The following is a 23,228-nucleotide window of genomic DNA, read 5'->3' on the forward strand; positions in this document are numbered from 1 at the left end:
TGCCGGCCTCTCCACCGGCAGTCTGAAACGAGCTCACAGGGTGGCGGTCACGCCGCCATCCACGTACAGAATGTGTCCGTTGACGAAGTCCGAAGCGCCGCTCGCGAGGAAGATCGCCGCGCCGACCAGATCCTGTACATCGCCCCAGCGTCGCGAAGGCGTGCGCGCGGTCAGCCAGTTGCTGAAGGCTTCGTCGTTGACGAGCGCCTCGGTCAGTTCCGTCCTGATGTAGCCGGGGCCGAGGCCGTTGACCTGGATGCCATGCTGGCCCCAGTCGATCGCCATGCCCTTCGTCAGCATCTTCACGGCACCTTTGCTCGCGGTATAGGCGGCGATATTGGGCCGGCCCAGTTCGCTTTGCACGGAGCAGATGTTGATGATCTTGCCGCGCTTGCGCGCAATCATGTGCCGCGCCACCGCCTGTCCGACCAGAAACACGCTGTCCACATTGGTTTTCATCAGCTGTTCCCATTGCGCGTGGGAGAACTGCTCGAGCGGCGCGCGGCGCTGCATGCCGGCGTTGTTCACGAGAATATCGATCGGGCCGATCTCGCGTTCGATCTGCGCCACCGCCGCTTCGACCGCCTCAGGCGAAGTCACGTCGAAAGCATGCCCATGCACGTTCGCGCCCGCGTCGCGCAAGCGGCTCACCGCTTGCGCCAGCCGCGCTTCGTCGCGGCCGTTCAGAACGACTTCGGCGCCGGCGCCCGCCAGCCCTTGTGCCAACGCGTAGCCGATACCCGTGCTCGATCCGGTGACGAGCGCGCGACGCCCGCTCAGGTCGAACATTTGCAGAGTGTGGTTCAAGTGCGTTCCCCTTTTCAATTCGATGTGCGCGGCGGTCGCTGTCAGTTTAACGGCGACGGCGTCGATCGTGGGCTGATCTGGCGTGCGGCTTGGGGTTCTGGTGGCGGGAGCGGTGGCGGATGATGCACCGTAGGCGCCAGGTCAATTGCGGGCCACACTCGCCTCAGTCACCAGAAACTGATCCATCAACGAGATCTTCAGCGGCTTGTCCGCGTCGAGCTTCTTCTTTTCGATCACATACTTCCAGCCGTCGCCGCTTCCGGGATTGCGATAGAACGCGACGACTGCCACATAGTTCGTCTCGGCCTGCATCGGCTGCGACAGGCTCGCCGACGCGCCCGGATTCAGCACCGACGCCATGCTTGCCTGCAGGTCTTGCGCAAGCAGCGTGCGGTCGTTTCTTAGCAGATCCTCATACGAGGCACCGTCGAACATCTTGCGGTCCTTCAACTGATAGACGCGTACGGCGACCGAGGTCGCGCGGCCGGCGTCGTCGGGGTTCAGCGCTTCGCGCGCCGACAGGTCGACGTCGAGCACCTTGACCTGCTTGAAAAACACCGCGTGATAGGCGCTCGACGACGCGTCCGACACGGTTTGCCACGCACCGCATGCCGACAGCAGCGCAGCGGCTGCAAAAGTGGAAACGGCAACTCGAAAGTTCATTAATGGTCCTTGCAACGCATGATTGATCACGCGGATTGAGTCAGATACGGATTGGCCGCGGGCTTCGGAAACGCCTGATAAACCCCGAGCGCGACATTGATCAACCGTTCGTTCGCGGCGGGCAGCACGGTCGTCCAGCCAAGCCGTGGAGCCGGTCCGGCCTGTCGGTCAGCGACCGGACCAGGCGAGTTGATCGACGGCAACGGCGCGAGGTGCGACGACATTTCCATACGCAGATGCACGTCCGCCTTCAGCCCCACATACAGCTGCACGAACGCCATCAACTCGCGATGCAACCACGCGCCCGGCAAAAGATCGTGCGCCTGGGTGGCGCCGGCCGGTCGCAACGTCACGCGCACCGCACGGCTGCGGTACGCCAGCCGTTTGCCGAGCACATAGCCGCCGCCGAGGCCGTGGCGCACGCCGTCGTTCGCCGCATCGGCACGCGCGGCCGACGACGTCAGCGGCCGCGGCTTGCCGGCACGCGCAAGCACGGGAAAGAACTCATCGACGCGCACCTCGATGCCGGGCACCGCGAGCGCAATCACCCCGGCGAGCCCTTCAGGTGTGCGCGTGCGCTGGATCAGCAGACCGAGCAGCGCGAGCATCCGCGAATCGGGCAAGCCGGCGCGCAGCGGTTTGTCGCCCCAGCCGAAGCCGGCGAGACACAATAGATTGCGCGAATGCGCGTCGCTGCCGCCGATGCGAAAACTCTCCGGATAGCGGTACTTCTTCCACGCGCGATAGAGCAACGTGACGAACCGATGATTGAACTGATCGAGAAACGCCTCGACCACTTCGTGCCCTTCCTCGCGCAGCACGATCTCGTCGATCATGTGCGACGGCATCGCCGCGTCGACGCCGTAGAGGCCCATGAACGTCGTGCGCACGGTTGGCGGCGCGGCCTGCGCGTCATCGTCGAATTCGACCGCGGCGATCTCGCCCGCCGGAAAGCCGGTCCGTGCGCGTGGCCGGAAACGCACCGGTTCGTGTGCCGGTGTATCGCCTGTGCCGAAACCCGGCTGCTCCGCCACCCGCACTTCGAGCAAACGGCACAACTGCATGAAGTTCATGCGCGGCGCGCGCGCGAGCAAGGCCGCGACAAGCGGTTCGAGATTCAGCGCCTGGTTGGGCGGGCCGAAAGCGTTCGCATACGCGCTCATAGCGGCGCCCGCTGGGCCTTGCTGCGTGGCCAGACTGTGCGCGTCTGCGACGGCAGGCTCACGATCGACAGCTTCGTGAACAGATTGATCTCCGCATACAACGCGAAAAAGCGTTGCAGCAACTCGCCGAACAGCATCACGTCGCCCTCGCCAGCGAACGCATGCGAGTCGAGCGTCACCTCGATGTGCACGCCGCGCTCCACCGAACCGCCCGACACCTCCTCGAGCAATTCCTGCGACACCCACACAATGCCCGCGAGTCGTCGACGGTTCAGTTCGTCGTGGGTCCAGTCGTAAAGCGCGAGCGCGCCGCGCAGCACTTCCGCGTTCATCATCGACAGAAAGTTCGGCGCGAGATGCGACAGCACGCGCCACTGGAAGCGATCGCCGGTCGGCGGGTACAGCGGCAACGTCGGCGCGACGAGATTCTTCACGCCCACGATGTTCGGCGTGCTCGTCGCCAGCTCGGCGATGCTCGCTTCACGCAAGCCCTTGCGCGGCAGCATGCCGTTCGTGCCCGTGACGCGCAGCGACAGGCTTTCCTCGGGCAGCGTGTCCATCGTGTCCCACGCGTGACCGCCGAGTACGACCCATGTCTCGTGCAGCCCCTCGACGCCGGGACGCACGCGCGCATGGAAGTAGCGCTCGGGCGCCTCGTGCCGCAGCATGCCGCCGCGATGCCGGAACGTCGCGAACGGCACGTACTCGTAGCGCTCGGCGGTGTCGTGATCGAACGCCTCGATCGCATCGACCGAATAGGTCTCGACATGCTCGCCCTGATGGCCCGCCGGCAACACCCGGTATTCGGTCTCGTGATGATCGATCTCGATCGGCTCGGCATCGAGCTCGAACAGATTGATCACCGGCGTGCAGAAAAGCCGCACGTTTTCCGCGCCAAAGCGCTGATCCGACGGGTAGGTGTGCTTCAGCACGATCTCGAGCTCGAAGCGCGTCGACTTCTCGGGCAGCGTGGTCACGTCGAGTCCGCACAGATCGACGAACAGGAACTTCTCGCGAAACGTAAAGTATTCGAGCAACAACTGGTATCTGTACAAGGCGGTGACGAGCGGTCAGACGCTGAAGTCGGTCGAGATCAAGTGGTACAGGATCGACGACGCCGGCAAGGAGAAGGAGTACTTCAACACCAAGCTGGACAACGTGAAGATCGTCGCGGTCAAACCGAAGATGTTCGACATCAAGAATCCCGACTACGAGAAGCACAACCACATCGAAGAAGTCGAACTGCGCTACGAAACGATCACGTGGTCGTACAAGGACGGCAACATCATCCACAAGGACACCTGGAACGAGCGTTCCTGATTTCCAGGTGGCAAACGGGACCGGCGCGCCGCCGGTCCCGTGACGTGCGCTAACACGTCTTTACCAGTCCGCGCAGCGGACTGGTCCTTTCTTCCGCGAGTGCACAGTGCGCTCGCCGCTTCTCTCCGTGACCGGACTGCCAACATGACCCTGCGCGACGACCGAAGGACCGCCTTTTGGGACACGACTCACCTGCTGCGTCGACTCAACCCGCACTGCGCGCAGGCGCTCGAAGCCGCCGCGAGTCTCTGTCAGACGCGGCTGGCCGACGAGATCACGGTCGAGCACTGGTTGCTGAAACTGATCGAAGCCGGCGACGGCGACATTCCCGCCATCCTTCGCCATTACACAATCGATATCGACGCGCTCTGGGATACGCTGCTTGCCGCGATCGATCATCTGCCGCGCAATCTGCGGGGCAAGCCGGCCCTCTCGCCGCAACTCGCGGCGACGCTGGGGGACGCATGGCTTCACGCGTCGCCAGAGAACGGCGATGCGCAAATCCGCTCGGGCAATCTGCTGCAGGCGATCACCGACGCGCCCTATATTCTGCGCGCGCGCAACGCGTGGCCGTTACTTGCCATCACCAGCGCGCAGATCGAGCGGCTACTGCCGCGAATTGCGCATCAATCGTGTGAAAGTGAAAACGAAAGCGAAAGCGAAACTGACGCACAGGAGCCCGAAACGCCTCGAGCTACAGCGAACGCCACGGCGACGAACGGCGTTTCCCCCTCGAGGCAAGCTTCACCCGCAAGCGCCGACGCCCTCGCGCGCTTCGCGATCGACCTGACCGACAAGGCGCGCCGCGGCGACATCGACCCCGTATTCGGCCGCGACCGCGAGATCCAGCAAATGGTCGACATACTCGCGCGCCGCCGCAAGAACAATCCGATCCTCGTAGGCGAACCAGGCGTCGGCAAGACCGCGCTGGTCGAAGGGCTCGCGTTGCGCGTCGCCGAAGGCAGCGTGCCGAACGTGATCCGCGACGTGCGCATCCTCACGCTCGATCTCGGCTTGCTGCAAGCGGGCGCCGGCGTAAAAGGCGAATTCGAGCAACGCCTGAAGAACGTGATCGACGAAGTGCAGGCGGCGGCGCTGCCGATCCTGCTCTTCATCGACGAAGCGCATACGCTGATCGGCGCCGGCAACACGGCGGGCGGCGCCGATGCCGCGAACCTGCTGAAGCCCGCGCTCGCGCGCGGCGAATTGCGCACGATCGCGGCGACCACGTGGTCCGAATACAAGGAATTCTTCGAGCGCGACGCCGCCCTGGAACGCCGCTTCCAGATGATCAAGGTCGACGAACCCGACGACGACGCGGCCTGTTTGATGCTGCGCGGCCTGAAGAGCCGCTACGCTCAATACCACCACGTGCACATCCGCGACGAAGCGCTGGTCGCCGCCGTCAAACTGTCACGACGCTACATTCCGGCGCGGCAACTGCCGGACAAAGCCGTCGATCTGATCGACACCGCCGCTGCCCGCGTGCGCATGGGGCTCGAAACACCGCCGGCCGAACTGCAACGCGCGCACGCCGCGGTCGCGGCGCTGGAACTCGAACACGCCACGCTCGAAGACGACCAACGCGCCGGCATCGACGATAGCGACGCACGACACCACGCACTGGACGCCGCGCTCGCCGACGCGAACACCGAACTCGCGGCGCTGCAAACACGCTACGACCGGGAACTCGAACTCGTCCAGACACTGCATCGGCAACGCGACAGCGACATTGCCACGCGCGACGCGACCGCATTCGCGCAGGCACGTCACGCGCTGGCAACAGCACAAGGCAAAGCGCCGTTGATCTTCGCCGACGTCGACGCCCAGGCGATCGCACGTGTCGTCGCTGAATGGACTGGCGTGCCGGTCGGTAGTCTGGTCGAAGACGAACTGCGTAGCCTGTTGACCCTCGAGACGCAACTCGCGAACCGCGTCGTGGCGCAGGACGACGCGCTCGCCGCGCTGTCGGAAAGCTTGCGCACCGCAAAGGCCGGGCTCAAGCATGAACACGCCCCGCTCGGCGTCTTCCTGCTGGCTGGCCCGTCGGGTGTCGGCAAGACCGAAACGGCGCTCGCGCTCGCCGACCTGCTGTTCGGCGGCGAGGCCGCGCTCACGACGATCAACATGTCCGAGTACCAGGAATCGCACACGGTCTCGCAGCTGAAAGGCTCGCCGCCCGGCTACGTCGGCTATGGACGCGGCGGCATTCTGACCGAAGCGGTGCGCCAGCGCCCGTATAGCGTGGTGCTGCTCGACGAAGTCGAAAAAGCGCATCGCGACGTCCTCGACATGTTCTATCAGGTGTTCGATCGCGGCATGATGCGCGACGGCGAAGGCCGCGAAATCGACTTTCGCAACTGCGTGATCCTGATGACGTCCAATCTCGGCAGCGCGCAGATCGACGCAACCACCGCGGACGACCCGGCGGTCTCGCAAAACGAACTGCTCGACGCAATTCATCCGCAGCTCGTCGCGCACTTTCAACCGGCGCTGCTCGCGCGCTTCCAGACGCTCGTGTACCGGCCGCTCGATGCCGTTGCGCTTGCCTCGATCGTGCGCCTGAAGCTCGCGAAGGTCGCGCAGCGTCTGCATCGCCAGCACGGGGTCGAGCTAGGCTGCGACGAATCGCTGATCGACGCGATGGCCGAGCTGTGTCTCGCGCGCGAATCGGGCGCGCGCAATGTCGATGCATTCCTGAATCAGCGCGTTCTGCCGACGGTGTCGCGCGAACTGCTCGCGCGCATGGCGAACGGCATCGCGCCCGCGAAGATCCTGTTGAGCAGTTCGACCGACGGCAATCTGACGATCGATTTCGTCGATCGTGAAGAAGTCGTCGCTGAACACACGGCGATTGCCTGACGGAGCACACACGATGCCGGCGGGACCGTCTCTCTACGACATGCTGCTCGGCCAGATTGGCGGCGCGTCGCTCGACGCCTACGACGATCGCACGCTCGAATGCCTGAGCGTGCAGCAGAACGTGCAACGCATTCTGAACACGCGCGCGGGTGCGCTGAAGCACCTGCCCGACTACGGCCTGCCTGACATGACGAACATCTACAAGGCACTGCCGTCGTCGGCGCACGCGCTGAAGCAGCAGATGGAAGCGACGCTGCTGAAATACGAACCCCGCATTCGCGCGATCGACATCGACATCCTCGACGACGACGACCCCGGCGTGCTGGTCAGCTTCGAAATGACCTGCCATTTGAAGAAAACCGGGCTCGTGCGCTTCGGAACGTATTTCGAGCCGCCGGGGCGGCTGCATCTGAAAAGACGGATGCAGAGTCGAGGCTGATCCGCGCGACCCTGCCCACCTCGCGACACGCGACAGCCGCTCAGCCGCGGCACAAGCTTTCAGACAACCAACATAACGATGCGTCGGCAACACGCCTGAAAGGAACTTCTGTCGGTCAGCCATGCGGTATATACCGCAATAAATAAAACCGCAAGCACAGGTAAACGATGGCGTTTTCCTGAGCGATTCTGACAAATTCGCGGTATATACTGCGCTCCATCGATCCGGCTGAAGCCGGCCCCCCGCCCCCCTCCTCAGGAGAATTCGATGAAGCTGGTTACCCGCTGGAAGAGTTGTGCGTTGATGTTGGCAATGTGTGCGGCAAGCGCGTACGCGCACGCCGACGACCTCGCGAACGTGCGCAAGGCCGGCGAGCTGGTGGTCGGCACCGAGATGCAATTCGCGCCGTTCGACTTCCTCGACAATGGCCAGCAAGCCGGTCTGAACAAGGAGCTGTTCACGGAGATCGGCAAGGAGCTCGGCGTCAAGGTGCGCTTCATCGACCTGCCCTGGCCCAGCGTGCTGCCCGGTCTGGAAGCGCACAAGTTCGACATGGTCGGCGGCCCGCTGACGGTCACGAAGGCGCGCATGGACCGCTACGCGTACACGCTGCCGATCGCCGACGCAACCGACGCGCTGCTCAAGCGCAGCGGCGACGGCTCGATCAGGCAATCCTCGGATATCGCCGGCAAGACGGTCGGCGCGGGCAAGAGCACCGCTCAGTACGAGCAGCTGAAGGCCTGGGCCGCGACGCTGCCGCAGCCGCCCGAAATCCGCGAATACGTCGACTTCAACCAGGCCTATTCGGATCTCGCCGCGGGACGGATCGTCGCCGTCGCGAACTCGGTGACCAACATCGCCTATGTCGCGAAGCAGCGTCCGGACACCTTCAGCGTCGTGCAGCCCGCGTTCGGCTCGAAGGTCTACTACGCGTACTGCATGCGCAAGGACGCGGACAGCAAGACGCTCCTCGACGCATTCAACGCCGCGCTGCTGAAGATCAGCCGCGACGGCCGCCTCGCCGCGCTGCAGAAGAAATGGCTAGGCGTCGCGATGGAAACGCCCGCTTCGCTGCCGACGCCGAACTACTAAGCCCGGTCGCTGCAAGGGCCGCTCTCAAGGCCTGATCGTCCGATCGCGCGGCTCTGTTCATCGCAGCGCGCGACCGCCCCGCTTTCCCTGTTCCAGATGCTCTCGACCATGTTCAGTCCGTCTGTGTTTGCGCAAGGCTTCCCGCTGTTGCTGCAGGCAGCCATCGCCACGGTGTGCATCTCGCTAGCCGGCCTCGCGATCGGCTTCTTCGTCGCGCTCGCGGTCTGTGCCGCGCGTCTGTCCGGGCGCCCCGCGCTGCGCGCCGCGGCCGGCGCCTATGTGTTCGTGTTCCGCGGCGTGCCGCTGCTCGTGCAACTGCTGCTCGTCTACTACCTGCTGCCATTCATCGGCATCAACGTGCCGCCGCTCGTGGCGGCCGTCAGCGCCGTGTCGCTCTGCTCGGCCGCGTATGTCGCCGAAATCCTGCGCGGCGGTTTCCTCAGCATTCCGCATGGCCAGGCGGAAGCGGCGCGCATGCTCGGCATCGGCCCGTTCGACATGCTGCGCCGCGTGCAGGTGCCACAGGCATTCCGGCTCACGCTGCCGTCGCTCGCGAACGAAATGGTGCTGCTGATCAAGGCTTCTTCGCTGATCTCCGTAGTCGGCGTCGCCGAGATCACGCGCACCGCGCAGAACATCGCCGCGAGCACCTATCGTCCGCTCGAGGCGTATCTGGCCGCCGGGCTGATCTATTTCGTCATCAACGGTACGCTCGCGGCGCTCGCGCACCTGGCCGAACACCGGCTCCACGCATGAGGCTCCCACGATGAAACAGTTCGACTTCGCCGTCATCACGCACAACCTTCAGCCGATCGCGTCCGGCTTCGCCAACACGATCGGCACGTGGGCCGCCGGCGTGCTGATCGGCATCGCGCTCGGCTTTCTGATCGCCGTCGCGCAACTGTTCTGCGGCACGGCGATCCGCGCGGCGCTGCGCGCCTACATCGAGTTCTTTCGCAGCACGCCGTTTCTGGTGCAGCTCTTTCTGCTCTACTACGGCGGCCCGTCGTTCGGCCTCACGCTCGAACCGATGACGGCCGGCGTGCTCGGCCTCGGCCTCTATGGCAGCGCCTATTTCGCCGAAGCCTTCCGCTCGGGCTTCCGCGCGGTGCCCAAAGGTCATATCGAAGCCGCGCAATGCCTCGGGCTCACGCGCTGGCAAACCGTGCGTCGCGTGCAACTGCCGCAGATGCTGGTGCTGATCGTGCCCGCGCTGACCAACCTGATCATCGTGCTGAGCAAGGAAACGGCCGTGCTGTCGATCGTCACCGTGCCCGAGCTCACCTTCGTGCTGACCGGCATCGGCTCGGCCACCTTCGCGTTCGTCGAAACGCTGCTCGTACTGTGCGTCTGCTACCTCGCGCTCGTCGAGATGACATCGCGTGCCGGCGCATGGGCAGAAATGCGTCTCGCCCGTTTTTCCGCCTGACAGGACTTTCCCCATCATGAATGCCTTCACTGAAATACCGGGCGGCGCCGCGGCGACGGCCCCCGCGGGCGCGCCCACGCGTCAGCCGCTGATCGAAGTACGTCAACTCGGCAAGCGCTTCGGCGACATCGAAGTACTGCGCGGTGTCGATCTCGACGTCAACAAGTCCGAAGTCGTCTGCATCATCGGCCCGTCGGGCTCGGGCAAGAGCACGCTGCTGCGCTGCATCGCCGCGCTCGAAACCTACGATCGCGGCGACGTGCTCGTCGAGGGCGAACTGCTCGGCTACACCGAGCGCAACGGCCGCCGCGTGCGCGCCTCGCAAGGCGAGATCAACCGCGTGCGCCGCAATGTCGGCATGGTGTTCCAGCAGTTCAACCTGTGGCCGCACATGAGCGCGCTCGGCAACGTGATGGAAGCGTTGCAACGCGTGCGCGGCATGTCGGCCGACGAAGCACGGCAGCGCGGCATGAAGATGCTCGAAACGGTCGGCCTCGCGCATCGCGCCGACGCGTATCCGGCGAAGCTCTCGGGCGGTCAGCAGCAGCGCGTGGCGATTGCGCGCGCGCTCGCGATGGAGCCGCACATCATGCTGTTCGACGAACCGACTTCGGCGCTCGACCCGGAACTCGTCGGCGAAGTGCTGCAGGTGATGAAGCAACTCGCGCGCGACGGCATGACGATGGTGGTCGTCACGCACGAAATGGGCTTCGCCGCGCAGGTCGCCGACAAGGTCGTGTTCATCGATCAGGGGCGCATCGCCGTGCAAGGCTCGCCGCAACAGGTTTTTCACGACGCGTCGCAACCGCGTCTGCGGCAGTTCCTGCAGAACTACTTCGACCGCAACGCGTTCTGGACGCGCAACAACGACACGGAGCCCGCATGACCCCAACCGATGCACTGATCCAGGCGCTGCGCCCCGACATCCTCGGCCTGCCCGCGTATAACGCGGGGTTGTCTGCCGCGCATGTGCGTCAGCAGTTCGGCCTGACCCGCATAGCGAAGCTCGCCAGCAACGAAAACCCGTTCGGCGCGAGCGCGCGTGTCGATGCGGCGTTGGCCCGCGCGCTCGCCGATGGCGTCGCGATCTATCCCGATCCCGCCTGCGGCGCGTTGCGCGCGGCGCTTGCCGAGCGCTTCGGCGTCGACGGCGCGCGACTCGTTTTCGGCAACGGTTCCGAGGATCTGCTGTCGGTCGCGGCGCATACCTTTCTGGCGCGGGGCGACGAGGTCGTCACCGTGGTGCCGTCGTTCGGTCTGCACGTGATCTGCCCGCAGAGTGTCGGCGCGCGCGTGATTGCCGTGCCGATGCGCGGACTCGAGTTCGACGTCGATGCGCTCTGCGCGGCGCTGACGCGGCGCACGCGCATGCTCGTGATCAGCAATCCGTCGAATCCGGTGGGCTGCACGATGGACGCGGCGCAGATCAAGCGTCTGCTGTCGTGCGTGCCGCCCGGTACGCTCGTCTTGTGGGACGAAGCGTATTACGAGTACGCGAGCGCGACGCCGGGCTACGCGGACTGCCTCGCGCTGCTCGCGGAATCGGGCCTGCCGTGGCTGCTGCTGCGCACGTTTTCGAAAGCCTACGGGCTCGCGGGACTGCGCATCGGTTACGGTCTCGCGTCGGATGCGCGACTCACCGATCTGATGAACCGCGTGCGCACGCCGTTCAACATCAACCACCTCGCGCAGTGTGCGGCGCTCGCGGCACTCGCCGACACCGCGCATGTGGAAGCGAGCGTCGAACACGTCAGCGCCGAGCGCGAACGCATGCGCGCGGCGCTCGTCGCGCTGAGCTACGCGCCCGCGCGTTCGTGCGCGAACTTCCTGTTTTTCGATGCGCACGAAGATGCGCTCGCGCTGTCGCAGCGTCTGCTGCGCGAAGGCGTGATCGTCAAGCCGTGGCGCGAACCGGGATATACCGGTTGCGTGCGCGTATCGATCGGCAGTCGCGAGGATAACGATATGTTCATCGACGCACTCGAACGCACCGCGCAAAGGCAGATCAACGGCATGCCCGCCGAACTTCTCTGACTCCGCTGGTTCGCCGTCGTGCGCGACAGCTCGATGGCATCCGCCTCTATTCCATTTCTCTGGCAGACAGTCATGACTCAAGTCGACAACGCTCTCACCCTCGTGCCCGGCGAGGTCACGCTCGATCAATTGCGCACCGTGCTGCGCGAACGCGGGCCGATCGCGATCGATCCGCGCGCGTTTGCCGCGGTCGAACGCAGCCACGCGGTGGTCGACGACGTGATCGCGCGCGGCGCGGTCGTCTACGGCATCAACACGGGCTTCGGCAAGATGGCGCAAACGGTCATTGCGCCGGACAAGCTCACCGAACTGCAACGCAATCTCGTGCTGTCGCACAGTGCCGGCACCGGCGATCTGCTGCCCGACAGCACCGTGCGGCTCGTGATGACGCTCAAGGCGATCAGCCTCGCGCGCGGACATTCGGGCGTGCGGCCCGACGCGGTGCACGCGCTCGTGCGCCTCGTCAACGCGGGGGTCTATCCGTGCATTCCGTCGAAAGGCTCGGTCGGCGCATCGGGCGATCTCGCGCCGCTCGCGCATATGACCTCGATGCTGATCGGTCTCGGCGACGCGCGCGTTCGCGGCGAACGCGTGAGCGCGCTCGAAGGCTTGCGGTATGCCGGTCTCGAACCGTTGCAGCTCGGTCCGAAGGAAGGGCTCGCGTTTCTGAACGGCACCCAGGTGTCGACCGCGCTCGCGCTGGTCGGCCTGTTCGCGGCGGAAGACGTGTTCGCCTCGGCAATGCTCGCGGGCGCGCTGTCGCTCGAAGCGATCAAGGGCTCGCTCGTGCCGTTCGATGCGCGCATCCACGCGGCGCGCGGCCAGCGTGGCCAGATCGACGTGGCCGCCGCCTACCGCACCTTGCTCGACGATAGCGCGATCGTCGCATCGCATCGCGACTGTGGACGGGTGCAGGACCCTTACTCGATCCGCTGCCAGCCGCAGGTGATGGGCGCGTGCCTCGACCAGCTCCGTCATGCGGCCGAGGTGCTGCGCATCGAAGCGAACGCGGCCTCGGACAATCCACTCGTGTTCGCCGACGAAGGCGACGTCTTGTCGGGCGGCAACTTCCATGCGGAACCGGTGGCGATCGCGGCCGACGACATCGCGATCGCGATCGCCGAAATCGGCGCGCTGTCCGAGCGGCGGCTTGCGTTGCTGCTCGATTCGAACCTGTCGGGTCTGCCGCCGTTCCTCGTCAGCGACGGTGGCCTGCATTCGGGCTTCATGATCGCCCAGGTGACCGCCGCGGCGCTCGCCTCGGAGAACAAGTCGCTCGCGCATCCGGCGAGCGTCGATAGTCTGCCGACCTCGGCGAATCAGGAGGATCACGTGTCGATGGCGACCTACGCCGCGCGGCGGCTGGGCGACATGGCGGAGAACACCGGCGTGGTGGTCGGCATCGAGGCGATGGCGGCCGCGCAAGGTATCGACTTTCATCGGCCGTTGCGCTCGACGTCGACGCTGGAGCGCGTGATCGGCCGGATTCGCGAGGACGTCGCCTTCTACGACAAGGACCGCTTCTTCGCCGACGATATCGCCGCGATGAAAGCGTGGGTGTCGACGATCGAGGCGCCCGAAACGGTGGCGCGTCTGTTGCCGAGTCATCGCGCGGCGAGCGCTCGAAGCGCGTGAAGGCCGGAGCGTGCGCCTATGACTGCAACACGCGCTCCCCTCTCATCTCCACGCCGGCAGTTGCAGGTGCGCGACAACGAGCAACGCACACGCTTTATCCTCGTCTGGGCCGATGCCGCCGACGGTCACGCGGAACTCGCGTCGCCCCGATCGTTTCGCACGATCCGCGCGGCGATCGCCGAAGGCATCGCGCGATTCGGCTTGCTGCCGGTGCGCTGCAAAGTGACCGTGTCGGGCGCGGCGCAACCGGTACGCTCTTAGCCGGCTTGCGGCGCACCGTGAATGCGCATCCGCCGCAGTTCCCTGCGCGCGATGCGTGCGAGGTTGCCGTACAGGCCGCCCATCGCGATCGCGTAGGCCAACGCGGCACCGGTTGCACCCATGCGTGGCACGAGCAGCAACAGCAACACGACCTGCACGCACGCGGCCGCTGCAACGCTCGCATAGAGCACGCGATGCTGCGCGCGGTACTTCAGATACGTCGGCGCCATCGCGACCAGCACGACGAAGGCCGCCGTCAACGCGAGCAGGCGTAATGCGACGAGGCCTTCGTCCGCGAACTCCGGGCGAAACAGCGCGAGCAGTTCGCGCGTCAAGCCGAAGGCCAACGCAAGATATGCGACGAGCGGCGCCGCCAGCCATCGCAGCCGCTTGCGCCGCAGCGACTGGATCGCGTCGACATTGCGCTGCTCCAGCAGGATCGCCAGCTGCCCCGCGTACAGACGATTGGTCGCTGTGGCGAGCACCTGCGCGATGCCCGCCACGCCCATCGCGACCGCATACGCGCCGACCGCGCCCGCCGACGGTTGCAACCAGTCGAGCACGATCACGCCCGCCTGCCCCAGCACCGCCATGGACATCCGATAGATCCAGAACGGCCGTGCGTCGGCTTCCCACGTTTGCGCATCTTCAAGCGCCGTCGCCTGCCACACCTGCGGCGGCGTATGACGGCGAACCAGCTTCAGCATGATCGCGAGCGCGACGACCCACGCCACACCCCAGCAACCGACCGCGACGGCGCCGCTCACGGGCAGCCGGACCGCGAACAGGACGCCAAGCGTCGCCAGCACGAGACACGGCACCACGAGCCGGAAAATCGCGGTGGCGGCAAGGCCGCGTCCGAGCGCGGTCAACACTTCCTGAGCGAGGTGAACGAAGGCGCCGATCGGAACGAACGCGCAGCTGACGATCAGCGCGAGCCGGGTCTGCCCCTGCAAGCCGTCCGCGAAACCGGCCCACAGACCCGCGACGCCCGCCAGGCACACCGCGCTCCACACGGTGCGCCATGCGCCAAAACGCAGATAGCCGCGCGCACGTTGCCAGTCGCCCTTGTCGAGCAGCACCGGCAGCAGGCGCAGCGTGAACTTGTCGAAGCCGCGCGGCGCGAGCATCACGAGCACGATGAAGGTGGACGATGCGACCACATACACCTTGAAGCCTTCGACCCCGAGCCGTCGCGCGAGAATCACCGCGAGCAGATAAGCGACCGCCTGCCCGGCGATAGCCAGCGCCGAAACCTGTTTCGCCGCCCGATCCAAGGCGGTCATCCTAGTCAGGACGCCGGGACAGCTGCAAGCCGATCTGCACCGCCTCTATCCGTGAACCGACGCCGAGCTTGTCGAAGATCCTCTTCAGGTGCCACTTCACGGTCTCGGCGGTGACCTGAAGTTCGCGCGCGACTTCCTTGTTCGACAAGCCGCGCGCGACGCAGGTGAGAATCTCGAGCTCGCGCGCGCTGAGCACGTCCGCTGCGCTCGCGACACGATCGCCGGACTCCGCGGGCGACGGCTCACCCTGCCCATCGAACGCGGCGAACAGACGCTCGACGAGCGCCGCATGCGCGCGCGTGGTACTGGCCGGCGAACTTTCCATGAAGCGTCGCAGCAACGCGTACATCGGCTCGCCCTCGTCGACGAACGTGTTGATCATTCCAGCGCTCGCGCCGAGCTTCAGCGCGCGATCGAGCTCGACGCACGCCTGCTGATGCATATCGCCGCGCTCGAACGCGAGCGCGAGCAAGGCCGACAGCGACCCGTCGAGGTACTTCCAGCCGTGCGCGGCGATCTCGTCGCGCACGGTCGCGAGAATGGCCGGCGCACGCTCGGCCTCGTTGCCGGCGATCAGCACACGGGCGAGCAGCATCGCGTGAGTCGCGCGCGTTTCGAGGAAGGTGCCCGCACGCCCCGCGCACAGCATCGGTACCGTCTTGCTCGACGCCTCCGCGATGCGCCGGGCGCGCGCGAGTTGCCCTTGCAGCAGCAGAATCCGCACTGTTTCCGCATCGCAATTGACCTGCAGCCGCAGCGCATTGCGCGTCACCGCGAGCTGCCTTCGTTCTTCGATGATCGCCAACGCGGCGTCCATGTCGCCGTCGCGCGCGAGAAAGCGCGCGGACGTGCGCATCAGCCGCATCAGTCCGCTCGGCGGACAGGAATCCATCGGGACCGTCGCACGCTCGGTGATGATCGCGCGCGCGCGGCTCAAGTCATTGCGCTCATAGTAGATGGACGTCAGGAAGCCCGCGAAACCGGCCGCCACGCCCGAACTGCGCCCTATGATCTGTTCGATGCCCGGCAGCACGCCTTCGCAAAACCGCAACGCCTCGGCCATCTCGCCGTGAACGAGCAGCGCCAGCGCGAACAGGTATTCCCGATAGGCGTTTTCGAAGACCGGCGTGGGATTGTCGTCGGTCGACGCGGTCAGTCGCCAGACCTTGCGCGCCTCTTCGAGTTGGCCCGCGTAACTGAGACCGTGGATCTGCGCGGTCATCGCAAGCCGGGTCACCCAGTGCCCCGATGACGACGCGGACATCGCCGCGGCCCGGCCGAACTCCAATGAACGTTCGCTCTCGTCGTTGGTGATCGCAATGAGCGCGCGCACCGCGTTGACCTCCGGCAAGGCGGCTTCGGCTTTTTCTCGTGCCTTGCCACGGCTATTCGCGATCCGCGCGGCGACCGATTCGATTTCCTCCGCGGCAGCCGTGTTCTCCATTGCCGCCGCCAACGCCAGAGCACGCGCGGTGCGAATACGCAGATTTCTCTGGATCAGCGCGGGCGGCAGCTTCGCGATCCAGCCGAGCAACGTATGCGCATCGCCATGCTCGACCATCGCCATCGCGCAGTTTTCGACCCATTGCGCGGCGTTTTCGAGGTTGCCTTCGGCAAGCGCATGTTTCACCGCTTCCTGCCACAGCCCCGCGGCGGCCAGCCATTGGCTCGCACGGCGATGTAGTAGCGGCAGCTCGTCGGCGAGCTGACGGGACGCCCGCCGCCTGAGTGCATCGACCATCAGCGCGTGGCAGCGAAACCATTGGCGTTCCTCGTCGAGCGGACGAATGAATACGTTGTGCTGTTCGAGCCATTCGAGGCGCTGCCAGCTCCGCGCGCCCTTGCCCATCACCGCGTCGCAGACACCCGCGCCGAGCCGGTCAAGAATCGACGTGCGCAGCAGAAAATCCAGAATCGGCGGGGGCAGATACGACAGCACGGCTTCGTCGAGATAAGCATCGGTGCCCAGCCGCGCGCCGGTCAGGCTTTTCGCGACCTTCGCCGCATCGCTCGGTGCTCGCAGCGTCAGCGAGGCGACCTGCAAGCCCGCGACCCATCCTTCGGTCGCACTGTTCAACAGCTCGACGCTCGAACGATCGAGCGCGATCCTTCCGGACTTCGAAAAAAACGTATGGGCATCCTCGACCGAAAAACGCAGGTCCTCGACACCGAGGCGGGTCAGCCTCTCCGGACTGCCGAGCTGGCCGAACAGCATCGCGGGATCGCCGCGCGAGCCGAACAGCACGTGCAGATTGTCGGGCGCATAGCGCAGCATGCGCGATACGAGCGCGAGCACCGGTTTCGAACTCAGCCGGTCGACGTCGTCGAGCACGAGCGACACGTCGCGCTTGCAGGCCGCGATTTCGTTGAGCAACACCGAAACGACCGTATCGACGCGCGTCAGCATATCGTGCGTGAGAAGCTGGTGCGCCTGCTGACCGACCTGCGTCGACACACGGCAGAACGCCGCGACGAGGTAGGCCGCGAATTGCTCCGGATCATCGTCCTCGGCATCCACGCTGAGCCACGCGACGATGTTCTTCTGCTCCAGCAGCGTCGTCGTCCATCTTGCCAGCAGCGTCGTTTTACCAAAGCCCGCCGGCGCGCAAACCATCGTCACGCTGCGGCTGCCTCTGGCCTGCAACCGTTCGTACAACGCAGGACGTTCGACACAGGATGGCGGCAACCGCGGCGGCGCCATTTTTGTCTGAATCAGCGCCACGTTCCATATTTGGCGACCACTCTCGTGCGAGACTTCCACTGGCATATTCTTACGCTAATCAAGTCGACTGATATCCGGCTCTTAAAGCACGCTGAGCGGCATGGATGGACGCATGCCGTTGACTCGTGGGTGGTAGTCGCAATTGTCAATGTTTATCTCGAATGCATCAAGATCAATCGCCTTTCCAGTTGGCCCGATAGGCGCCCAACGCCTTCATCCGCAGGGCCCTCCATGGGTGAAACACCTCCCCATGGCGATGCGTCGTCACTCCCCGATCGGGGGGCTACCGTGAAAAATGGTCAATGTTTAGTCTAGCGAGACCATGAATATCCTGCTCATCGAAGACGATCCGACCGAGGCCCAGGCGGTCTACGCGGCCTTGCATCGCGACCACGACATCAGCCGGGTCGGCAGCGGCGAAGAGGCGGTGCGCTTCCTGCGTGGCCATCCTGTCGACCTCGTGATCGTCGATTGGCAATTGCCGCGGATGAGCGGCCTCGACCTGCTGCAATGGATCCGCAACACGCTCGGCGACGAACCGGCCGTGCTATTCCTGACCGGTCGCCTATTCGACGTCGATATCGTGCGCGCACTTGAGGCGGGCGCCGATGAATATGTCTTCAAGCCAGCCCGCGCGCCGGAACTGGCGGCACGCGTCAACGCGCTCGCACGCAGGATCGCGAAACAGCGCAAGATTGCGGACCTGCTGTGCATCGGCGATTACACGCTGAATCTGACCGATCGCAGCATTTCGCTGCGCGATCGGCCAATCAGTCTGACGGTCAAGGAATTCACGCTGATCGCCCATTTTTTCGAAAACGCCAACAAGATCGTCTCACGCGATTCTCTGGCCTCGCTCGGCTGGGGTCGCGATCTGAATGGCACGTCGCGCACCATCGATACGCACATGTACCGTCTGCGGCGCAAGCTCGCACTCAAGCCTGAAAACGGCGTACGCCTCACCGCGATCTATATGCACGGCTACCGGTTCGACGAAGTGCGTCCGCGCATTGCAAGCAACGACGCCAATACGGAAAAAGAAGCCGATGTAGAAAACGTATAGAAGCGTATCTCCCTTTGCCCTCGCATCGCCCAGCACCAGACAGCTCACCAGTCCCGGCAATAAAAAGCCACTCCGCTTCCATAAGCGGAGTGGCTTCTTCGTTCAGAAAACGATCCGGCTTCTCATGCTAACCACCCACAGTACATTCGTTCCCGGATTGAGCGCCGGATGGACGACGGCCTGGAAGTCCGGCGTAATCGCGAAGTTCGGCGTGACCTGGAACCGGTAGAAGATTTCGCCCGTGTACTGACTATCGAGGACGTGGTTCGCCGGACGGGCCCAGCCAACCGCCACGCCGAACAGATCGTTGTGCTGCTGCGTCGGCCGCCAGCCGAGGCCGACCGCCGCCGCGCGATCGATCAGCCAGCCATCGGACCAGCCCGCCCGCGTGAACCACATCAGGTTGTTGCCCACCGTATAGTTCGCGTTGAACGCGACACCGTACGCGCGAGGCATGCCTATTTCCTCCTGCGGATTCTTGTACCACCCGGTCAGGTGAATGTTGTCGCTGTCCATCGGACCGCGCGCCTGAATCGGCGTGCCCGAGCGAGCCAGACTGCTGAGGCCCACTTCCAGCATGTAGAAGTGCTCGTTCTTGCTGAAGAAGTCGTTGATCGTGCTGCCCGTGTCGCTGCTATTCGACGTGAAGATGCCGGGCTTGATGTAAAGCCCGGTCGATGTCGGATACCAGGCCGCCACCGCACCGAAGCCCCGCAGCGGCGACGCGATGCTCGGACTCGTCGAAAACGACTGACTCAGGAACTGGCGGTTGTCGTCGAAGAACGGATACGCGTCGATGAAGTTCGGCGCGAACACCTTGCCGATCGTGTATTGGAAGCGGTTCTCGAACAGATTCTGACGGACATACAACTGCGTGATACCCATGTCGAACTGCCCATACGTCGCCGCGGTTGGCACCGCCGAACCCGCGCCCAGGCCGGCCTGCAGCGGCGGCAGATTGGTGCCGAGCGCGCGCCGGTCTTCGACGGCCATGTCGATCGCGAGCGCGTTGGGCTGGTTGCGGTTCAGCAGATCGTATGAAAAATTCAGCGTCAGCTTGCTGCCCACCGCATTGAACTGATCGATCGGACTGCTCGAATAGTTCTGCCACAACACCATCCACGAACCACCGAACGAGAAGCCGTACTTTTCGCGCAGTTCGCGCTTCCACGCGAACCACGGATCGAGCATGGTCGGTGCCCTGAAGAAGCCGCGTTGCGGTGTTTCGTCATCCAGCAGATCGCCGCCGGCCGAAAGCGTGCCATCGAGCAGATCCGGGTACAGGGGAACTGTGGGCGTCACGTCGTGGGCGGCGCCATTGGCGGCGTCTTTAGTCGCGGCTTCGGCCGTCGCAGGCGTCGCTTCCGCGACAGTTGGCTCGTCCGCCGATCCAGGCAACGCCTGCGCGATGGCGGGCGGCGCGAGGCCTCCAGCGAGCGCCAGCGCGGCGGCGATCGCGATCGGCCTGGGCCAGCGGCGCGACTCCGTATCGATGAGATGGCGCATGGCTCACGACTCCCATACCGGCGAATCGCTGCCGCGAACGACGACGAGCGGATCGCGCCAACGCCCCGGCGTCTTCGACAGCTTCGCGAGCGGCGCCAGACGATGAATCTCGCCGTAAGCGCTGAGCCCGTTCACGGTTTCGGGCGGCACCATCATCTGCTCGGCGCTCGGCGTGAAGTGGGTATCCGCGATGAAGCCGAGACTCTGAAACCACATCGCCGAACGCGCGAGGCTGACTCGCACGTGGTAGCTGCCGCCTTCCTTCGCGCGGCGCCGTAGCGCGGCGAGAACACCGCTCGCGCCGATATAGCCTGCGATGTAGTCGTTCATCACGAGCGTCGGCGGGAAAGCCGGGGGCCGCCCGGCGACGCCTTCGGTGTCATCGTAGGTCGAAGGAAACTCAGGATGACCGCCGCCCTCACGCATCGTGAAGCCGGTCACCGTCAGGCCTTCCATGTCGAAGCCCGGGCGGTCGCGCCACGGGCCGTCCCAGCCGTAGCAGCGCACCGACAGATAGATGACACCGGGGCGCTGACGCGCGACTTCCTCCACGCCGAAGCCGAGCCGCTCCGCGCTGCGCCCGCTAAAGCCTTCGATGAACACATCGGCCTGCGGCAGCAGCGCCGTCAGCGCCTGCTTGTCGGCGGCCTTCGTCAGATCGAGGAAGGTCGAGCGCATGCCGACATTGACGTCGGTGACCAGAGCTTCGTGCTCGAAAGACTGATCCCGCGCGATGTGCAAGACCTGCGCGCCCTGCTCCGCGAGCGTGCGGGCCGCGGTCGTCCCCGCGATCACGTGCGTGAGCGACAGCACCTTGATGCCGGACAGCGGTTGGGTCGGTTTGTCGGTATAGGGAATCGGCGCCGAATCGGCGACCTTGACGATTTCGATCAGCGGCACGCCGGCGAGATACTTGCCCTGGGGATGACGCAGCCATTCCGCCGCGGTTCGATGCATGCCGCCGCAAACGCGCGCGGTGCCGATCGCCTCGTCGAGATCGGCGGAATTCCATTGCTTGATACTGTGGGCGATGGCCTTGCGATCCGGATAGGTCTTGAGCATCTTGACGATCCGGTCCATCAGATGAGGATACGGCCCGCTCAGCGTGAACATGCGGCCGTCTTTGGTCGGAAAAGCCTGGAAAGTGATCGGATTGCCGACCCCGAGCGGGGCCTGATACCAGCGTCCATTGACCGTCGGTTCGAACGAGAAATTTCTCGCGACCGCATCGTCGGCCGGCACTACGCCCATCGCGATGCGGACTTTCATGATGATGCCGAGCAACGGATTGACGTTATAGACGGCTTCGCGCAAATCCACCTTGACGTCCTGCGGTTGCCCCGTGCGATCGGACCAGATCGCCGCCGACAGCACCCCCGCCCCCATCGCCGGAATCGCCATACAGGAACCGATCAGCGCATGACTGCGCACGATCGGATCGCGCCCGGTGAATACGACCTTGCCGCCCGCGTCGCCAGGCGTGGCGCCAATGTCATGCATGTACTGCGCAAACGCCTTGTCGATATCGAACGGCTGAGTGGCTGCGGAGGTCTGCGCATAAGCGCCTGAGCCAATCGTGCTCGTTAGCGCGATGCCCAGCGCCGCCGCGCCCGTTTCCCTGAGAAAGTCCCTGCGCTCGATATTGAAATCCGACATTACAACCTCCTGGTGGTCCGCCTTGAATTCGACGAAACGAATGGTTGATCTACAGATCTATTCAGACACGCGTGCCTTTTCACAGCGATAGGGGTGAAACGCCTTCTCCGACCACGACTCGAACCTTTCTTTAATCCGTACACCTATATAATTTGTTTCGCTTTTCTCCCGGCAAACCTCTCGCCCCTTCCTCAGCTTCCTAAAAGCCGCTTTCCTCCGTCACGCGTTCAAGGCGATATCCGTGCATATAGATCGCGCGCAAACGCAGGCCGTTCTCCGGTTTGAGTCGCAGCTTGTTTCTCAGACGATAGATATGCGTGTCCAGACTTCTCGAGACCTTGTCGAGGTCGCGCCCCCAGATCATCTTGACGAGCATGTCGCGCGGCATCACACGCCCGAGGTTGCGAAACAGCACCGCGGTCACGTCGAATTCCTTGGTCGTCAAGCCCATCACCTGATCGTCGAACGAGACGGTCCGCGCGTGGAAATCGATCGTGTAGCGGCCGACCGTCATCAGCGTTTCGTGACGATGCACCGGCGGATACGCACGGCGCAGCAATGCATTGACACGCGCGACCAGTTCGCGGCGGCGTACCGGCTTGATCATGTAGTCGTCGGCGCCCGCGTTGAGCGCGGTTATCGTTTCGTCTTCGCGCGTCCGGTTCGTCAGAAACAGTACCGGCAGTTTTCGTCCGATGCGCTCGCGCACCCAGCCGAGAACCTCGAGACCCGAGATATCCGATACCTGCCAGTCGAGCACCAATAGATCGGCAGTCGCATTCTCCAGATAGCGAATTGCCTCACTCCCCTCTCGTACCGTCTGGACTTCGTGACCTTCCGCGGCAAGGACAGCGCGGATCACTTCTGATTGAGCGTGATCGTCCTCGAGGGACAGTATTTTCATCGCGACAATTTCCTTTTCGTTCGACTTGTCGTGGTGGCTCTATTGCGACTGCCTCGCTGATTGCGCTACTCCATTGGGTCTCCCGCGCAATTGGCCTTGTGAGCGGTCTCATAGTTTGCATGTGTCACCAGAGTTTGCATTTGTCACAAATCATGGCATTCCCCGGCCGGGACTTTGTGAACTTTTCTGACGCGCTCCCCGTCCGCATGGACGGGCCCGCAACGCTTGCGTATCGGCTTCGTCGGGTTATTGAGCGCCGCGTGAAAGCGATACTTTCAAATGGCGGAAATACGATTGCCGCGATCTGCTCGAATTGCTGCCTGCGGCCGTTACCGGCTTCACCGCTGCGCAGATTGCTTACATCGGCATTACATGGAGGTCCCACG

Annotated in this window: 18 protein-coding genes and 2 pseudogenes; 11 read left to right on the top strand and 9 right to left on the bottom strand. The window is 64.5% G+C overall.

Translation table 11 applies throughout. From position 1 onward, the window contains the following. Positions 1-33 precede the first annotated feature (33 nt). From CI15_RS33925 to tssF, 4 genes and pseudogenes are all read right to left on the bottom strand, one after another. A complete protein-coding gene (locus tag CI15_RS33925) occupies positions 34-789 on the bottom strand; it encodes a glucose 1-dehydrogenase (RefSeq protein ID WP_062137799.1) in 756 nt (251 codons plus the stop codon). Between the two features lie 159 nt (positions 790-948). Beyond that, the gene (tssJ, locus tag CI15_RS33930) at positions 949-1,470 is read right to left on the bottom strand and encodes a type VI secretion system lipoprotein TssJ (RefSeq protein ID WP_062137802.1); all 522 of its coding nucleotides are present in this window, start codon (positions 1,468-1,470) and stop codon (positions 949-951) included. 26 nt (positions 1,471-1,496) lie between these two features. Further along, positions 1,497-2,633: a type VI secretion system baseplate subunit TssG gene (gene tssG, locus CI15_RS33935; protein WP_062137805.1), complete on the bottom strand. Its 1,137-nt coding sequence runs from the start codon at positions 2,631-2,633 to the stop codon at positions 1,497-1,499. After that, positions 2,630-3,679 (bottom strand): annotated as a pseudogene (gene tssF / locus CI15_RS33940) (type VI secretion system baseplate subunit TssF); the annotation flags it as partial. The gene tssG and the pseudogene tssF, both read right to left, overlap by 4 nt. Between tssF and tssD the strand changes: the two are divergent. From tssD to CI15_RS33990, 10 genes and pseudogenes are all read left to right on the top strand, one after another. Beyond that, positions 3,678-3,953: pseudogene (gene tssD / locus CI15_RS33945) on the top strand (type VI secretion system tube protein TssD); the annotation flags it as partial. The pseudogenes tssF and tssD overlap by 2 nt on opposite strands. Positions 3,954-4,097: 144 nt before the next feature. Next, positions 4,098-6,815, top strand: a complete 2,718-nt coding sequence (gene tssH, locus CI15_RS33950) for a type VI secretion system ATPase TssH (protein WP_062137808.1) — start codon at positions 4,098-4,100, stop codon at positions 6,813-6,815. Between the two features lie 13 nt (positions 6,816-6,828). After that, positions 6,829-7,254, top strand: a complete 426-nt coding sequence (gene tssE, locus CI15_RS33955; protein WP_062137811.1) for a type VI secretion system baseplate subunit TssE — start codon at positions 6,829-6,831, stop codon at positions 7,252-7,254. 267 nt (positions 7,255-7,521) lie between these two features. After that, positions 7,522-8,346, top strand: a complete 825-nt coding sequence (locus CI15_RS33960; RefSeq protein ID WP_062137814.1) for a transporter substrate-binding domain-containing protein — start codon at positions 7,522-7,524, stop codon at positions 8,344-8,346. Positions 8,347-8,454: 108 nt separating this feature from the next. Further along, positions 8,455-9,102 (top strand): amino acid ABC transporter permease, encoded by a 648-nt coding sequence (locus CI15_RS33965; RefSeq protein ID WP_062138414.1) that lies wholly within the window; start codon positions 8,455-8,457, stop codon positions 9,100-9,102. A gap of 10 nt (positions 9,103-9,112) precedes the next feature. Further along, the gene (locus tag CI15_RS33970; RefSeq protein WP_062137817.1) at positions 9,113-9,775 is read left to right on the top strand and encodes an amino acid ABC transporter permease; all 663 of its coding nucleotides are present in this window, start codon (positions 9,113-9,115) and stop codon (positions 9,773-9,775) included. A 16-nt stretch (positions 9,776-9,791) separates the two neighbouring features. Then, positions 9,792-10,661: an amino acid ABC transporter ATP-binding protein gene (locus CI15_RS33975; protein ID WP_062137820.1), complete on the top strand. Its 870-nt coding sequence runs from the start codon at positions 9,792-9,794 to the stop codon at positions 10,659-10,661. Further along, the gene (gene hisC / locus CI15_RS33980) at positions 10,658-11,809 is read left to right on the top strand and encodes a histidinol-phosphate transaminase (protein ID WP_062137823.1); all 1,152 of its coding nucleotides are present in this window, start codon (positions 10,658-10,660) and stop codon (positions 11,807-11,809) included. Before CI15_RS33975 ends, hisC begins: the two co-directional genes overlap by 4 nt. Positions 11,810-11,881: 72 nt before the next feature. Next, complete coding sequence (hutH, locus tag CI15_RS33985) at positions 11,882-13,444, top strand: histidine ammonia-lyase (RefSeq protein WP_062137826.1); 1,563 nt, start codon at positions 11,882-11,884, stop codon at positions 13,442-13,444. Between the two features lie 18 nt (positions 13,445-13,462). Next, positions 13,463-13,705 (top strand): hypothetical protein, encoded by a 243-nt coding sequence (locus tag CI15_RS33990; RefSeq protein ID WP_153041251.1) that lies wholly within the window; start codon positions 13,463-13,465, stop codon positions 13,703-13,705. Here the strand turns inward: CI15_RS33990 and CI15_RS33995 are convergent. Continuing rightward, positions 13,702-14,991, bottom strand: coding sequence for a polysaccharide biosynthesis protein (locus tag CI15_RS33995; RefSeq protein WP_062137832.1), 1,290 nt, complete (start codon positions 14,989-14,991; stop codon positions 13,702-13,704). The genes CI15_RS33990 and CI15_RS33995 overlap by 4 nt on opposite strands. Position 14,992: 1 nt before the next feature. Then, entirely contained in the window at positions 14,993-17,611 is a 2,619-nt protein-coding gene (locus CI15_RS34000; RefSeq protein WP_338152562.1) for a winged helix-turn-helix domain-containing protein, read from the bottom strand. Between the two features lie 424 nt (positions 17,612-18,035). On the opposite strand from CI15_RS34000, the gene CI15_RS34005 reads away from it, so the two are divergent. Then, positions 18,036-18,776 (top strand): response regulator transcription factor, encoded by a 741-nt coding sequence (locus CI15_RS34005; RefSeq protein ID WP_062137839.1) that lies wholly within the window; start codon positions 18,036-18,038, stop codon positions 18,774-18,776. Between the two features lie 102 nt (positions 18,777-18,878). Here CI15_RS34005 and CI15_RS34010 read toward each other — a convergent pair whose 3' ends face one another. The 3 genes from CI15_RS34010 to CI15_RS34020 form a co-directional block, all read right to left on the bottom strand. Beyond that, positions 18,879-20,282: a carbohydrate porin gene (locus tag CI15_RS34010; RefSeq protein ID WP_062137842.1), complete on the bottom strand. Its 1,404-nt coding sequence runs from the start codon at positions 20,280-20,282 to the stop codon at positions 18,879-18,881. Positions 20,283-20,285: 3 nt separating this feature from the next. Beyond that, positions 20,286-21,938 carry a CoA transferase gene (locus tag CI15_RS34015; protein ID WP_062137846.1) on the bottom strand — a complete coding sequence of 551 codons (1,653 nt, stop codon included), beginning with the start codon at positions 21,936-21,938 and terminating at the stop codon, positions 20,286-20,288. Between the two features lie 199 nt (positions 21,939-22,137). Beyond that, positions 22,138-22,842 carry a response regulator transcription factor gene (locus tag CI15_RS34020; RefSeq protein ID WP_062137849.1) on the bottom strand — a complete coding sequence of 235 codons (705 nt, stop codon included), beginning with the start codon at positions 22,840-22,842 and terminating at the stop codon, positions 22,138-22,140. Positions 22,843-23,228: the final 386 nt, after the last annotated feature.

The sequence above is a fragment of the Paraburkholderia monticola genome (assembly GCF_001580545.1).
GTDB lineage: Bacteria > Pseudomonadota > Gammaproteobacteria > Burkholderiales > Burkholderiaceae > Paraburkholderia > Paraburkholderia monticola.